Below are 13381 nucleotides of genomic sequence, written 5' to 3'. Positions count from 1 at the left end.
AAGACCAAGTTTGCGGATCTGCACGAATCCCTTAAGCTGACCGGCCTTTGCTTCGCCTGGAATTGCACATGTCCCGTAGTATTGCCCGCCTCGCCGTGTTGCTGGGGTTGATCACGGCCATCGGCCCGTTCGCTATCGACAGCTACCTGCCGGCGCTGCCGACACTGGGTGCCAGCCTGCATGCCTCGCCGGCGGCCGTGCAGATGAGCCTGACCGTATTCTTCGTCATCATTGGCGTATGCCAGTTGTTCTACGGGCCGATCAGCGATGTATTCGGGCGCAAGCCGCCGATTTATGCAGGGCTGGCAATTTTTGCCGTGGCCAGTGTCGGCTGTGCGCTGGCCCCCACTATCGAAGTGCTGATTGGCTTTCGTGCGCTGCAAGCCTTCGGCGCGTGCGCCGGGATGGTGATTCCCCGGGCGATTGTGCGTGACCTGTATACCGGCCATGAAGCCGCCCGCTTGATGGCGTTGTTGATGCTGGTCATGAGTGTTTCGCCGATCCTGGCGCCACTGGCCGGCAGCCTGGTGATCTCGATCTGGAGTTGGCGCGAGGTGTTTGCCGTGCTGGCCGTCGTGTCGGTGTTGTGCCTGGTGATGACGCGGCTGCAACTGCCCGAAACCCATCCGGCCGAACGCCGCCTGGGCAAGACGCTGGGCAATGCCATCGGCAGCTATGGGGCGTTATTGCGCGATCCGGTGTTCATCGGGTTGTCGTTGGTCAGTGGCTTTGGTCTGGCCACCTTCTTCGTGTTCATCGGCAGTGCACCGTTCGTGTACATCGAGTATTTCGGCCTGACACCCACCCAATTCAGCCTGTGCTTTGCGCTCAATGCCGCGTCGTTCTTTGCCATGAGCCAACTCACTGCGCGCCTGAGTGCGCGTTATGGGTTGGCGCGGCTGATTCGCGGGTCAGTGATCGCCGTCGCCAGCGTGTTGGGTCTGCTCGCGGTGACCACGACATGGAGCAGTCACCTGGCCATAATGATGAGCCTTCTGTTTATCGGCTTCGGTTTCCTCGGCCTGCTGTTGCCGGCGGCCGGCGTCCTGTCCCTTGAGGATCATGGCGCGGTAGCGGGTTCCGCGTCAGCCCTGTTGGGCGCCATTCAGATGATCACCGGGGCGGTGTGCATGGCCCTGGTCGGTGTGTTTGCCGATCACACGCCTGCGCCGATGCTGGTGGGCATCGCACTGTGCGCACTGGCTGCGCTGCTCGTCACCCTGTGGACCTTGCGCCGTCTGCCGCCGCACCTGGTGACTGCGCGGTCCTGACATCGTTTTCACTGATATCCGCTATTGGCCGGAATCCGTTCAGCCCCTGCGGCCGGACTTTATAGAATGGCAACCTCGTCAAACCACTCCCGCTGGGGTTGGAGGTCGCCATGCGTTACTTGCTGATTGCCGTGCTGAGCCTGTTCAGCACCCTCGCCGCCGCCCAGGGTGACCCCGGCCCGGGCGTCAATACGCCGGTCAACCAGGCCGACGATTACGCGCAAGACCTGGATATCGCCAAGGCCGTGCGCAGCACCCGCGCAGCGGCTACCGCCTGCGGGCCGGTCAAGGGGCATGTGATCTACGTCGATAGCCAGGGTGTGCGCCATGAACTGGACTACATCCGTGTCGGTGACGCCTGCCCCCACAGCTGAGCTCATCTACAGATCGAAACGATCCACCGCGCGCCGCCGCTCATTGTCGTCGCGCACGTCATAACTGGCCGTGGTCTGGATATTGGTGTGGTGCGCCAGTTTCTGGGCGATCGACAGGTCATGTTCTTCAATCACACGGGTGATGAACGAACGCCTGAAATCATGGGGCATGATCTTCACGCCCACCTGCTCGCCGCGCTGGCGGGCGATGTAATAGATCGCATGCTTGGTAATACGCTCCCGGGTGATATGGCTGCCCCGGCGGATGCGGTTGAACAAAAAGGTATCGTCCTCTTCCCCCTCTTTGAGTTGCTCGCGACGAAACGCCAGCCACGCCTGCAACTTGGCGAAGGCCCACTGTGGCGCGTACTTGAGGAGTTCTTTATGACCCTTGCCGGTCACGCGCAAACTGCGTTCCTCGAAGTTGACCTGCGCCAGATCCAGGTTGACCGATTCCGACTTGCGCATGCCTGAGCCATACAGAATGCCGATGACGGCAGCGTCGCGCAGGCCCTGAGGGCGCGGGTCGGCGGCGCAGACTTCCATGAGTTCGCGGATCAACGTGCGGCGCAGGTTGCGCCCCTGTCCCAGGCGCGTGCCGGAGGCGGCCTTGACCGAACGCATCTTGAGCAGATGGTCCTGGCTGATCAGGCTCATGCGCCAGGCTTCGTTCATCACGCCACGCACGGCGTTCACATATAGGGACGAGGTGTTCGGCGCATAGCCGTCCTCGCGCAAGGCTGCAATCAGGGCGATCACGTGTTCCGGTTGCAGCAGGTGCCAGTCGATCTCTTCGAGGTTGATGTCTTCGAAACCGAGGCGGTCGGCGGCATCCTGCAGCACGTAACGCATGGTCAATTGGCTGGAGGGCGCCAGGCGGGTGAGGTAGAGGGTCAGCGGGTTGCGGATAGTCTCAGTCAAAACAGTTTAGCCTTTGGATTAAATACACCTATCAAGTCGTTGATTAATAGGTGTATTTAGTGAATTGGCGAAGGCCGAGTCTAACGCAGGACCGGCCCTGGCACAAAATCACGGCGATTGATCGTCCTCCACCGGGTCTTGGGCCTGGGACTGTGACTGGCTCCAATCGGCGTCCTGGGCCTGCATCAAGGCAAACCAATGCTGGCGCATGAACGTCAGGTAGCTGTCCGGCGCCTTGGCGAAGTCCTTCTCATCGCCATAACAGCCCGGCAGCGGCAGTTCAGTGCCCTGCTCCTGGTACTGACTCACCAGCGCCTGTTGCGCGGCGACGCTGCAATCCTTGGGCAACGGCATGCCACGCAACGCACCGGCTTCCTCGTCCCACCAGCTTGCGCCCACGCGATCGACGCCGCGCAGGCGGTATTTCTGCGCTTTCCCCACATGCATGATCAGCTTGAATTCACGCGGGCTGACGTCGCTGGTGCAGGTGCGCGAGTAGCCGACCGTGGCCTGAGTGATGCCATCTCCCGCCAGGTCGGTGACTTTGGTGGCGGCCCGGTCAAAACGTAGCGCGGCATCGAACTCGCAATGCTGTACATCGTCGTAGAGCATCCAGACGCGTTTGGGATGGTTGCCATCCAGCAAATACTGGGCAGCGTAGACAAAGGCCGACTGAGTGCCGTCGTCGTCCCGCTCGCTGACCTGCTCGGCGAGTACCAGCAGGTTCTTGCCCTGGCGGTCGTCCCACGTATAGGCCGCGACCTGCTTGCCGCGCACCTCGACGCCTTCCGGCACCTGGTCGATCGTGGTCAGCGTTACACCGTCGTCGGCATACACGGTTGTAGGACCGGCCACGCTGAGTAATAGCCCCATCAACGACCCTATCAAGGCTGGCCGCAACTGGCCGCGAAAAAGCTGCACGCTGTTCATCCGAGTATCCAGGCAAGAGATGGCTTACTTTACCGGCACTTGAGGGCTAATGCAGAGAAGATTGTTGAATGTGGGGTTAAAATCGCCAGACGACTGCGTAGGAAATCTATCCCTTGGCGCGTCAGCTACTTAGCTGAACCCAGGCTGTCTATTTGTGAAAAAAACGAGTTTTTCATATGCCTTTCATATTCGTTGAACATTTTTCCGCTTAACCTTGGGCGTATGACTTCAGAACGAACCGCGTTTTTCCTAACTAACCCGTTGATCTTTCCTATATTTCATCTTTACTCTGCTGGCCCATGGAAGAAACTCGCGCCCGTCCCCAGGAATGTCAAATGAATGCCGCAACCCCACGCTACGTTTAGTCCGCCAGCTGTCCATCAGCCCGGATTACTGCTGTTTTCACGCTTCAATTGCTCTAGCCCCGAGGTCTTGAATCTTTGAAACCCTACCCTATTGATCTCGTGTCGATCGTTATCCCGGTCTACAACGAAGAAGACAGCCTGCCTGAATTGCTGCGTCGTACGACGGCAGCTTGCAAGCAACTGGCCTACAAATACGAAATCATCCTGGTGGATGACGGTAGCCGTGACAGTTCGGCCCAGTTGCTGGAAGACGCCGCCGCCGAAGACGGCAGCAACGTAGTGGCGGTGATCCTCAACCGTAACTACGGCCAGCATGCCGCGATCATGGCCGGTTTTGAGCAGTGCCGTGGTGACGTAGTGATCACCCTCGACGCCGACCTGCAAAACCCGCCGGAAGAAATCCCGCGTTTGGTGGAGCAGGCCGCCCTCGGCTACGACGTGGTTGCGACCGTGCGCAACAACCGCCAGGACTCGGCCTTCCGCCGCTGGCCTTCGCGCCTGATCAACCTGGCCGTGCAGCGCTCCACAGGCGTAGCCATGACCGACTACGGCTGCATGTTGCGCGCCTATCGCCGCACCATTGTCGACGCGATGCTGGCCTGCCGCGAACGCAGCACCTTCATCCCGATCCTGGCCAACGGCTTTGCTCGCCACACCACGGAAATCCTGGTGCACCACGCCGAGCGCGAGCACGGCGAGTCGAAATACAGCGCCATGCGCTTGATCAGCCTGATGTTCGACCTGCTGACCTGCATGACCACCACCCCGCTGCGCCTGCTGTCCATCGTCGGCTTCAGCCTGGCGGCACTGGGCATGCTGTTTGCCTTTGCGTTGATCTTCCTGCGCCTGGTCTTCGGTGCCGAATGGGCCGGTTCAGGCATGTTCGTGCTGTTTGCCGTGCTGTTCGTGTTCACCGGCGGTCAATTCATCGGCATGGGCCTCTTGGGTGAGTACTTGGGTCGCATGTACAGTGACGTGCGTGCCCGTCCACGCTTCTTTATCGAAAAGGTGTTGCGCAACCAGCCCGCAGCACCGGCTCCGGTCGTCGTGGTCGACGGCCTGGCAACTTCTCACACTTCCACTTCTCCTTCCGATCAGGTTTCGTCATGAATTCAAAAGCTGTTGTCTTTGCTTATCACGATATTGGCTGTGCAGGCATTGAAGCCCTGCTGGCCGCCGGCTACGACATTGCTGCCGTGTTCACCCATGCCGACGATCCCAAGGAAAACAACTTCTACGGTTCCGTCGCCCAGCTCTGCGCGCGCAATGGCATCCCGGTACATGCGCCGGAAGACGCCAACCACCCGCTGTGGATCGAGCGCATTGCCAAGCTGAACCCGGATTTCATCTTTTCCTTCTACTACCGCAACCTGCTGAGCGAAGCCCTGCTGGCCACCGCCAAAAAAGGTGCGTTCAACCTGCACGGCTCCCTGCTGCCTAAATATCGTGGCCGCGCCCCGGCGAACTGGGTGCTGGTAAACGGCGAAACCGAAACCGGCGTGACCCTGCACCGCATGGTCAAGCGTGCCGATGCCGGCGCGATCCTGGCCCAGCAGAAAGTCATCATCGACCGCACAGATACTGGCCTGACCCTGCACGCCAAGCTGCGTGACGCCGCTTCCAACCTGCTGCGTGATGCGCTGCCGCAACTGGCTCAAGGCAAGCTGGCTGAAACCGCCCAGGACGAAAGCCAAGCCACCTACTTCGGCCGCCGTACCGCCGCCGATGGCAAGCTGGACTGGAAAAAACCGGCTGAAGAGCTGTTCAACCTGGTTCGCGCCGTCACTCAACCTTACCCGGGGGCTTTCTGCGCCGTGGGCGAGCACAAACTGATCGTTTGGCAAGCCGAAGTGGTCAAGGGCAACGAAGGCCTGGCACCTGGCCGCGTGATCAGCGTCAACCCGCTGCGCATCGCCTGCGGTGAAGACTCCCTGGTGGTCGAGTTCGGTCAGCGTAACGCCGACGGCCTGTTCCTGGCCGGCCCTGCCCTGGCGGATGTACTGGGCTTGGTGGACGGTTCCGTTCTGCGCGGCGCCGAGTCCGGTCGCAAGCCACGCCGTACCCGCGTACTGATCCTGGGTGTGAACGGTTTCATCGGTAACCACCTGTCCGAGCGCCTGCTGCGTGACGACCGTTACGAAATCTACGGCCTGGATATCGGCTCCGACGCCATCGAGCGCCTGCGCAGCCACCCGAACTTCCACTACGTGGAAGGCGATATCAGCATCCACACCGAGTGGATCGAGTACCACATCAAGAAGTGCGACGTGGTCCTGCCGCTGGTGGCCATCGCCACGCCAATCGAATACACCCGCAACCCGCTGCGCGTATTCGAACTGGACTTCGAAGAGAACCTGAAACTGGTTCGCTACTGCGTCAAGTACAACAAGCGCGTGATCTTCCCGTCGACCTCCGAAGTCTATGGCATGTGCCAGGACCAGTACTTCGACGAAGACACCTCCAACCTGGTGGTGGGCCCTGTCAACAAGCAGCGCTGGATCTACTCGGTCTCCAAGCAACTGCTGGACCGCGTGATCTGGGCCTACGGCGACAAAGGCCTGAAATTCACCCTGTTCCGTCCGTTCAACTGGATGGGCCCGCGCCTGGACCGTCTGGATTCGGCCCGTATCGGCAGCTCCCGTGCCATCACCCAGCTGATCCTGAACCTGGTGGAAGGTACTCCAATCCGCCTGTTCGACGGTGGCGAGCAGAAGCGTTGCTTCACTGACATCGCCGACGGTATCGAAGCCCTGGCACGCATCATTGATAACGAAAACGGTGTGTGCGACGGCCAGATCGTCAACATCGGCAACCCGGAAAACGAAGCCAGCATCCGTCAGCTGGGCGAAGAGCTGCTGCGTCAGTTCGAAGCTCACCCGCTGCGCAGCAACTTCCCTCCGTTCGCCGGTTTCCGCGACGTAGAGAGCAAGGCGTTCTACGGCACTGGTTACCAGGACGTGGCGCACCGCAAGCCAAGCATCGAAAACGCCAAGCGCCTGCTGAACTGGGAGCCGACCGTAGAGATGAGCGAAACCATCGGTAACACCCTGGACTTCTTCTTGAAAGAAGCCATGCTCGAAATCGCTCACTCTAGTGAAGTGCAGAAGTAATGCAGGCAGGTCTTCGCATCGACGTCGACACCTACCGTGGCACCCGTGAAGGTGTGCCGCGGTTGCTCGAGTCCCTGGATGAAGCAGGGATAAAAGCGACGTTCTTCTTCAGCGTTGGGCCGGACAACATGGGGCGCCACTTGTGGCGCCTCATCCGTCCGCAATTCCTGTGGAAGATGCTGCGTTCCAATGCGGCCGGGCTGTACGGCTGGGATATCTTGCTCGCCGGCACCGCCTGGCCGGGCAAGCCGATCGGGCGTGACCTGGGGCACTTGATGCGCCAGGCCAAGGCCGCCGGCCATGAAGTCGGCCTGCACGCGTGGGATCACCACGGCTGGCAAGCCAACACCGGGCGTTGGAGCGATGCACAGCTGGTCGAACAGATCCGCCGTGGCGTCGATACCCTGAGCGACATCCTGGGTGAGCGCGTCGATTGTTCAGCGGCCGCCGGCTGGCGTGCCGATGAACGCGTGGTGCAGGCCAAACAAGCTTTCAATTTCCGCTACAACAGTGATTGCCGGGGCACCAGCCTGTTTCGACCGACGTTGGCCGATGGCAGCGCGGGCACCCCACAAATTCCGGTAGACCTGCCGACCTTCGACGAAGTTGTCGGGCCGGTCGTGGCTGCCAAAGACTTCAACAACTTCATTCTCGACAGGTTTTCCTCGTCGAAACTGAACGTCTACACGATCCACGCAGAAGTAGAAGGGATTCTGATGGCTGATGATTTCCGCCAGTTGCTCGCCCAAGCCGGGCAGCGCGGCATCGACTTCAAACCCCTGGGCGACCTGTTGCCTGCGGATGTGACCACCCTGCCCCAGCAACAACTGGTGCGTGGTGCGTTGAGCGGCCGAGAAGGCTGGCTCGGAGTGCAGCAGGCATGATCCGGCGCTGGGCATTGCCCCTGCTCCTGTTGGCGTTTGGCGTGTTTTACCTGCTACCGCTGGCCACTCACGGCCTGTGGATTCCCGATGAAACCCGCTATGCGCAGATCAGCCAGGAAATGTTGCTGACCGGCAAATGGGCCTCGCCGCATTTCATGGGCATTCGCTACTTCGAAAAACCTGCAGCCGGTTACTGGATGATCGCGCTGGGCCAGGCGATTTTCGGGCAGAACCTGTTCGGCGTGCGCTTTGCCTCGGCCTTGAGCACCGGGCTGAGCATCCTGCTGGTGTACCTGGTCTCTCGCCGGCTGTGGAACGACCCGCAAAAGAGCCTGATCAGCAGCGTGCTGTACATGAGCTTTGTCAGCGTGGCGCTGCTCGGCGGCTATGCCAACCTGGACCCGCAGTTCACCTTCTGGGTCAACCTGACAGGCGTTGCCCTCTGGTTCTGCTTCGACAGCACCACCCGCCGTGGCCGTTTGTGGTCCTGGGCCCTGCTCGGTTTTGCCTGCGGCATGGGTTTCATGACCAAGGGTTTCCTGGCATGGCTGTTGCCGGTGCTGATCGCCCTGCCCTACGCCATCTGGCAAAAACGCCTGGGTGAATTGGTGGGTTACGGCATCGTCGCCGTGGTCGTGGCGATCGCCGTCAGCGTGCCGTGGGCCCTGGCCGTGCACCTGCAAGAGCCGGACTACTGGAACTTCTTTTTCTGGCACGAACACATCCAGCGGTTTGCCGGTGAAGATGCGCAGCATGCCGAACCCTTCTGGTACTACCTGCCGTTGATGGTGGCGTTCTCGCTGCCGTGGGTCGCCCTGCTGCCCTCTACTGTCAAACAGGCCTGGGTGGATAAGCGCCTGCCGAAAACGGCGTTCCTGTTGCTGTGGCTGTTGATGCCCCTGGCATTCTTCAGCCTGGCCAAGGGCAAGCTGCCTTCCTACATCATGCCGTGCCTGTTGCCGCTGGCCCTGCTGATGGGCTCGACCCTGAGCGACAAGCTCAGCCAGGGCAAGGCGCGTGCATTGCGCATCAACGGTGGGTTGAACCTGGTGATCGGCGTCCTCGCCTTGCTGGCGATCAGTTGGTTCCAGTTGAAAAAGCCGATCTACGAACCCGGGCAGGAAACCCTCAGCCTGGTGCTGGTGTTTACCTTCCTGTTCGGTTGGATCGTCGCCAACCTGCTGCAAGCTGCACGGCCGTTGACGCTGTGGGCGGCGCCCGTCGTCGGCAGTTGGCTGCTGGTGGCCCTGGTCCCGGCCGCGTTGCCGCATTCAGTGGTGTATAACAAGACGCCGGACCAGTTCATCATCGATCACTTGCAGGAACTGCAACCAACCACCGCGTTGCTGAGCAATGACCTGGGCGCCGCGTCGGCCTTGTCCTGGCGTGTGGCACGCCCGGAAATCACCCTTTACAACACCGTGGGTGAAGTGAAGTACGGCCTGGCCTACCCGGACACGGCCTACCGCAAGATCGACCCCACCCAAGTCCAACAATGGATGAGCGATGCGCGCAAGCAAGGCGCCGTGGGTGTGGTGATGCGGGTCAAGGGTGAAGACGAAGTCGCTGAAGTCGAGTTGCTGCCCAAAGACGGCAAACGCTACGAGCAAGGCAACATCGTGATCATGATCTTCCCTCAGGTCACGCAATGATCACGCTGCTGCTATTGCTGAGCGCCTGCCTGCTCACCTGCATGGGCCAGGTCTCGCAAAAGTTTGCCGTCGAAAGCTGGCGTGACCAGCCGCAGGGCTGGGCACCGAAACTGCGTTCAGCGTGGTTGTGGTCGGCGCTGTTTTGCCTGGGCCTGGGGCTGCTGGTGTGGCTGCTGGTACTGCAACGCCTGGAGGTGGGTATTGCCTACCCCATGCTCAGCCTGAACTTCGTACTGGTTACGCTGATGGCGCACTTTGTCTTTCACGAACATATCGATGGCCGTCACTGGCTGGGTGTCGCATTGGTCATCGCCGGCGTGGTGTTGCTGGGGCGTCAGGTATGAGCCAGGCGCGTGGTTTTGCCCTGGCCTTGGGCAGTGTCGGCCTGGTCAGCGCCGCCCAGTTGGGCATGCGCTGGAGCATGACACGCCTGCCGCTGCCCGCCGAATGGCTGACGGCCTTCAACCAGAATGCTATCGATCTTGGCGCCTTGGGCGTGGTGATCCTGGCGATCATTGCCTATGTGCTGTCGATGCTCTGTTGGCTGGGGGCACTCAAAGACCTGCCTCTGGGCCGCGCTTATTCGTTGCTCAGCATCAGCTATGCGCTGGTGTACCTGTTGGCCGCCAGCCTGCCGGTGTTCAACGAACATTTTTCGCTTTCAAAAACCCTGGGGGTGGCGCTGGTCATCCTCGGTGTACTGGTTATTAACTCTCGTCGTGCTAGCAGTATTAGTCCCAGGAATGCCCCATGAAAATCAGTGTATTTGGTAGTGGTTACGTCGGTCTGGTGCAAGCCACCGTGTTGGCCGAAGTCGGTCACGATGTCATCTGCATGGACGTTGACAAGAGCAAGGTCGAATCACTCCAGAAAGGTCACGTGACGATCTTTGAACCGGGCCTGGCGGCCATGGTCAAGGAAAACCTGGAAAGCGGACGCCTGCACTTTACCTATGATGAAAAGCTCGCCGTTGAACACGGTGAAGTGCTGTTTATCGCGGTAGGCACGCCCTCGGACGAAGACGGCTCTGCCGACTTGAAATACGTACTGTCGGTCGGTGATGCGGTGTCCCGCCACCGGGTGGAACCGGTGATCCTGGTGGAAAAGTCCACCGTTCCCGTCGGCACCGGTGACACGCTGCGCGCCCATATCGAGAAAAACCTGCAGGCTGCCGGCCGCAACCTGGCGTTCGATATCGTCTCCAACCCGGAATTCCTTAAGGAAGGTACCGCTGTTGCCGACTGCCGCCGCCCGGACCGCATCATCATCGGCTGCGAGCGAGAGGAAGTGCGTGAAGTGATGCGCGATCTGTACGCGCCGTTCAACCGCAACCACGACCGCATCATCTTCATGGACCTGCGCAGCGCCGAACTGACCAAGTACGCCGCCAACTGCATGCTGGCCACCAAAATCAGCTTCATCAACCAGATCGCCGAACTGGCCGAACACCTGGGTGCCGACATCGAAGCGGTGCGCCTGGGCATTGGTGCCGACTCGCGCATTGGTTACCACTTCATCTACCCGGGCTGCGGCTACGGCGGCTCGTGCTTCCCCAAAGATATGCGCGCCCTGATCCACAGCGCCAAGGAAGCCAACTGCTCCAGCGACCTGCTCGAAGCCGTGGAAGCCATCAACCAGCGCCAGAAGAGCAAGCTGTTCGAACGCATCAACGCTTTCTTCAAGGGCGAGCTGAAAGGCAAGACCTTCGCGTTGTGGGGCCTGGCGTTCAAGCCCAACACCGACGACATGCGCGACGCGCCAAGCCGCGTACTGATGGAAGCACTGTGGGCCGCCGGCGCCAATGTCCGTGCGTTCGACCCGGAAGCCATGCAGGAAACCCAGCGTATTTATGGCGACGAGCCACGCCTGGCCCTGCTGGGTACTCCGGAATCGGCCTTGAGCGGCGCCGACGCGCTGATCGTCTGCACCGAGTGGCAGCAGTTCAAGGCGCCGGACTTCGAACTGATCCAGCAGCGCCTGAAAAACCCGGTGATTTTCGACGGTCGCAACCTCTACGACGGTGAGCGCCTGGCGCGCAAAGGCTTCAAATACTTCCCGATGGGCCGGGGCGACTCCTGCGAATTGCCGATCCCCCAGCAAAACTGGGTGCAACTGGCCAAGGAAGGCTGATACGTGAACAAAGCTCAGCCGCCCCTGCAGAATGCAACGATCCGTTATCAGTCGCTGGGGCTTGGGCTCCTGGCCCTGGTGCTGTTCATCGTCGGCAATTGGCACCAGGCGATCATCGGGTTTGACTCGCGCTTTGTGCTGTTTGCCCAGGAGATGCTGCGCCATGGGCCGAGCTTTTTCCCCACGACGTACGGCCAGCCCTATGCCGACTACCTGGCGACCTCGACCCTGCTGACCTGGCTGTTGTCCGTGCCGCTGGGCCAGGTCAACAGCTTCACCGCGTGGTTGCCGACGGCGGTCGCCTCAGCCTTTATCGTCATCCTGGTGTTTCGCCTGACAGCGCCCTACTCCCCGCGCTGGGGTGTGCTGAGCATTGCGATGTTGCTGCTCAGCAGTACGTTTATCAGCGAAACCCGTGCGGTCTCCCTGGACCAGATGCTCGCCGCCGTCGCACTGGCGGTGTTCTACCTGGGCTATGCGCATGATCATTTCGGCGCGGCGAAACGCCTGCACTGGCTGTTTCCATTGCTGATTCTCGGTTTTGCCATCCGCGGGCCGATCGGCCTGGTGATCCCGACCGGCGTGCTGTGCAGCTATTACCTGATCAACCGCCAGTGGCGGCAACTGTTCAGCTTTGGCTTGTTGGCACTGGCACTGCTGGGCGCCTGTGTGGGGTTGCTGTTGCTGCTGGCCAAGCTCAGTGGCGGCGAAGTGTTCATGCAAGATGTCATTCGCATGCAGTTCCTTGGCCGCATGGATGGCACCGAAGGCTCCAGCGGTGTGCTGTATTACTTCACCAGTTCCATGGGCAACTACGCCTTGGCCTACCCGGTGGCGCTCTTGGTGCTGTTGGCCATCGCGGCCGGTGGCCGTCGCACTCCGGATCCGGCGCTGAAACTGGTGCTGTACTGCGCGGCGGCAGGTTTGCTGGTGATGCTGGGGCTGTCGGTGCCTCAAGCCAAAAAAGCACGCTACATCCTGCCGATGTTGCCGATGGCTGCCATTATCGCTGCGTACCCGTTCCAAGTGACTCAAGGGCGACTTTTCGCCTGGTTACGCGGTTTGATGTTGGGCATCTGGACGCTGTTGCCGACACTGTTGATCATTGGCCTGGTGGCTGCGCGCAAGCGTTACCCGGCGGAGCTGGAGAGCCTGGGCGCGATGTTTGCGCTGCTGGGCGTGCTCCAGGTGTTGGCACTACTAGCGTTGGCCAAGGCTCGTCTGCGAGCGTTCGGCCCGGCGCTGGCGGCGGTGCTGGCCATTTGGGCGACCTACATTGTGGTGGTCGAACCCTTGGAACGCTCGCTTTACGACACGCGGACCTTCAGCGTGGCGGTCAAGACCCGGATCTTGCAGCAACCCGCCCCGGTGGTACTGCATGGCCTGGGCAAAGACGCCAAAGCCATCAAGTTCATGGTCAACTTCGATTGCGACAAGGTGCCGTTGTTTACCCAGTCGCCTGCCGAGCTGGCCCTGATCCAGGCCCCAGCCTGGCTGGTGATGAGCCAGGCAGACTTCGAAAGTTTGACGGAGCCACGCCTGCGCTCCATCACGCCGACCCTCACCGGGGCGTTCGACAAGAACCCCTATGTGCTGCTGCACCTGGAGAAAATGTCGTCGCCTTAATGACGTTTCCATAGGCCCCGTAAGAAACAACGCCCACTCCATGACGAGTGGGCGTTTTTCATCATGCCCACCAAGAAAACACCTACGGTGCTTTGCGTAACGGCTGCGGCACCGTCCC

Annotated in this window: 12 protein-coding genes; 10 read left to right on the top strand and 2 right to left on the bottom strand. The window is 60.6% G+C overall.

Going from position 1 to position 13381, the window contains the following annotated elements; genetic code table 11:
- Positions 1-68 precede the first annotated feature (68 nt).
- Both DK870_RS04315 and DK870_RS04310 read left to right on the top strand, forming a co-directional pair.
- Positions 69-1271 (top strand): multidrug effflux MFS transporter, encoded by a 1203-nt coding sequence (locus DK870_RS04315; protein ID WP_060753023.1) that lies wholly within the window; start codon positions 69-71, stop codon positions 1269-1271.
- A 110-nt stretch (positions 1272-1381) separates the two neighbouring features.
- A complete protein-coding gene (locus tag DK870_RS04310; protein WP_090371046.1) occupies positions 1382-1645 on the top strand; it encodes a DUF2790 domain-containing protein in 264 nt (87 codons plus the stop codon).
- A 6-nt stretch (positions 1646-1651) separates the two neighbouring features.
- Here DK870_RS04310 and xerC read toward each other — a convergent pair whose 3' ends face one another.
- The gene (gene xerC, locus DK870_RS04305) at positions 1652-2566 is read right to left on the bottom strand and encodes a tyrosine recombinase XerC (protein ID WP_060753021.1); all 915 of its coding nucleotides are present in this window, start codon (positions 2564-2566) and stop codon (positions 1652-1654) included.
- Between the two features lie 108 nt (positions 2567-2674).
- The gene (locus tag DK870_RS04300; RefSeq protein ID WP_161548041.1) at positions 2675-3496 is read right to left on the bottom strand and encodes a M949_RS01915 family surface polysaccharide biosynthesis protein; all 822 of its coding nucleotides are present in this window, start codon (positions 3494-3496) and stop codon (positions 2675-2677) included.
- A 440-nt stretch (positions 3497-3936) separates the two neighbouring features.
- Between DK870_RS04300 and arnC the strand changes: the two genes are divergently transcribed.
- The 8 genes from arnC to DK870_RS04260 are packed head-to-tail and all read left to right on the top strand — an operon-like array spanning position 3937 to position 13263.
- The gene (gene arnC, locus DK870_RS04295; protein WP_161548040.1) at positions 3937-4971 is read left to right on the top strand and encodes an undecaprenyl-phosphate 4-deoxy-4-formamido-L-arabinose transferase; all 1035 of its coding nucleotides are present in this window, start codon (positions 3937-3939) and stop codon (positions 4969-4971) included.
- Positions 4968-6971: a bifunctional UDP-4-amino-4-deoxy-L-arabinose formyltransferase/UDP-glucuronic acid oxidase ArnA gene (gene arnA, locus DK870_RS04290; RefSeq protein WP_104993825.1), complete on the top strand. Its 2004-nt coding sequence runs from the start codon at positions 4968-4970 to the stop codon at positions 6969-6971. The genes arnC and arnA overlap by 4 nt, the downstream gene beginning before the upstream one ends.
- Entirely contained in the window at positions 6971-7855 is an 885-nt protein-coding gene (gene arnD, locus DK870_RS04285) for a 4-deoxy-4-formamido-L-arabinose-phosphoundecaprenol deformylase (protein WP_104993826.1), read from the top strand. The genes arnA and arnD overlap by 1 nt, the downstream gene beginning before the upstream one ends.
- Positions 7852-9507 carry a lipid IV(A) 4-amino-4-deoxy-L-arabinosyltransferase gene (gene arnT, locus DK870_RS04280; protein WP_090371037.1) on the top strand — a complete coding sequence of 552 codons (1656 nt, stop codon included), beginning with the start codon at positions 7852-7854 and terminating at the stop codon, positions 9505-9507. Before arnD ends, arnT begins: the two co-directional genes overlap by 4 nt.
- A complete protein-coding gene (gene arnE, locus DK870_RS04275; protein ID WP_090371035.1) occupies positions 9504-9851 on the top strand; it encodes a 4-amino-4-deoxy-L-arabinose-phosphoundecaprenol flippase subunit ArnE in 348 nt (115 codons plus the stop codon). The genes arnT and arnE overlap by 4 nt, the downstream gene beginning before the upstream one ends.
- Positions 9848-10261, top strand: coding sequence for a 4-amino-4-deoxy-L-arabinose-phosphoundecaprenol flippase subunit ArnF (gene arnF / locus DK870_RS04270; RefSeq protein WP_161548039.1), 414 nt, complete (start codon positions 9848-9850; stop codon positions 10259-10261). Before arnE ends, arnF begins: the two co-directional genes overlap by 4 nt.
- Entirely contained in the window at positions 10258-11637 is a 1380-nt protein-coding gene (locus DK870_RS04265) for a UDP-glucose/GDP-mannose dehydrogenase family protein (protein ID WP_161548038.1), read from the top strand. Before arnF ends, DK870_RS04265 begins: the two co-directional genes overlap by 4 nt.
- A gap of 3 nt (positions 11638-11640) precedes the next feature.
- Positions 11641-13263: a glycosyltransferase family 39 protein gene (locus DK870_RS04260; protein ID WP_161548037.1), complete on the top strand. Its 1623-nt coding sequence runs from the start codon at positions 11641-11643 to the stop codon at positions 13261-13263.
- The last annotated feature ends 118 nt before the right edge of the window (positions 13264-13381 follow it).

Origin of the sequence: Pseudomonas sp. Q1 (genome assembly GCF_009935975.1) — a bacterium.
GTDB classification, from domain to species: domain Bacteria; phylum Pseudomonadota; class Gammaproteobacteria; order Pseudomonadales; family Pseudomonadaceae; genus Aquipseudomonas; species Aquipseudomonas palleroniana.
Note: the sequence above shows the minus strand (reverse complement) of the source record. Positions and strands in the feature narration are given on the sequence as shown.